Raw genomic sequence first — 1,628 nt, forward strand, 5'->3', positions numbered from 1 at the left:
TTTGTGTTGAAACAAAGTGAAGATTTTGAATCTGAAATCAGCAAAGTAGAGCAAGTTTCTTTGGGCATGACACCCAATATTTCTTTACAGGTGTTTTTTTAATTACATTCGTTGCGGTACCTCAATACCCAGAAGTTTAAATGCCGAAGCAATCACATCCCCCACTTTTTTGGAAAGGGTAACCCGAAATTGGCGTTTGTCTGCTTCCAGTTCGGCTAGGATGGGCACGCTTTGATAAAAGGAGTTGTACACTTTCACAAGGTCGTAGGTATAATTGGCCACCAAAGCCGGACTGTATGTGGTTGCAGCATTTTGAATTATCTCAGGGAAAAGCTCCAATTGCTTGATAAGTTCTTTTTCCTTCTCGTGCATTTCAACTACTTCGGGCAAAGTATAAACAGAGTTCTTGTCTTTTCTAAGGATGGATTGAATACGTGCAAAAGTATACTGAATAAAAGGCCCGGTATTGCCCTGAAAATCGACCGATTCTTCGGGGTTGAATAAAATCCGCTTTTTGGGGTCCACCTTCAGGATGTAATATTTTAGCGCACCAAGACCAATGGTTTTGTAAAGATTTTCTTTTTCAGATTGGGAGTAACCGTCGAGCTTGCCCAGTTCTTCAGAAATTTCACGGGCGGTTTTAGCCATATCGGCTATCAGGTCATCGGCATCGACCACAGTGCCTTCACGACTTTTCATTTTTCCTGTGGGGAGGTCAACCATTCCATAGCTCAAATGAAAGAGATTTTCTGCCCAACTGTAGCCCAGTTTTTTTAGGATGAGGAACAACACCTTAAAATGGTAGTCCTGCTCGTTGCCCACAGTATAAACCATTCCGCCCACATCGGGATGATCTTTTACCCGTTGAATGGCGGTGCCAATGTCCTGAGTCATGTATACAGCTGTGCCGTCGCTGCGCAAAACGATTTTTTCGTCCAGACCTTCATCAGTGAGGTCTATCCACACGCTGCCGTCATCTTTACGGTAAAAAACACCTTTTTCGAGACCTTCGGCTACCACGTCTTTTCCTAAAAGATAAGTATTGCTTTCGTAATAATAGGAATCAAAATCAACACCGATATTTTTATAAGTGACTTCAAAACCTTCATACACCCAGCCGTTCATCATTTCCCAAAGTTGTACCGTTTCAGGGTCACCGTTTTCCCATTTCTGAAGCATTAACTGAGCTTCCAACATTAGTGGTGCTTTCTTTTTAGCCTCTTCTTCTGTGTTACCCTCCATTATCAGGGCATTAATTTCTTTTTTGTATTCTGAATCAAATTTTACGTAGTAATTGCCCACCAGTTTATCACCTTTTAATCCGGTACTTTCAGGGGTTTCACCGTTTCCGTACTTTTTCCATGCCAGCATGCTTTTGCAAATATGAATACCACGGTCGTTTATGATTTGGGTTTTATATACTTTTTTACCCGATGCCTTAATTATTTCAGCAACAGCATAGCCTAACAATACATTACGGACGTGCCCCAAATGCAACGGCTTGTTAGTGTTGGGAGAAGCATACTCCACCATCATGGCTTTGTCTCCCGGTCTTGGTGACTGAAATCCATAGTCCTCATCGTCTTTTATCTTTCTGAAAAAATCGAGGTAATAGCTGTCTGAAATCA

1 protein-coding gene is annotated in these 1,628 nt (G+C 41.8%); it reads right to left on the reverse strand.

Translation table 11 applies throughout. From position 1 onward, the window contains the following. Positions 1–102 precede the first annotated feature (102 nt). The coding region (gene argS / locus AC6F75_RS06200; RefSeq protein ID WP_500714083.1) for an arginine--tRNA ligase at positions 103–1,628 on the reverse strand (1,526 nt) is incomplete at its 5' end.

The sequence above is a fragment of the Planktosalinus sp. genome (assembly GCF_059864935.1).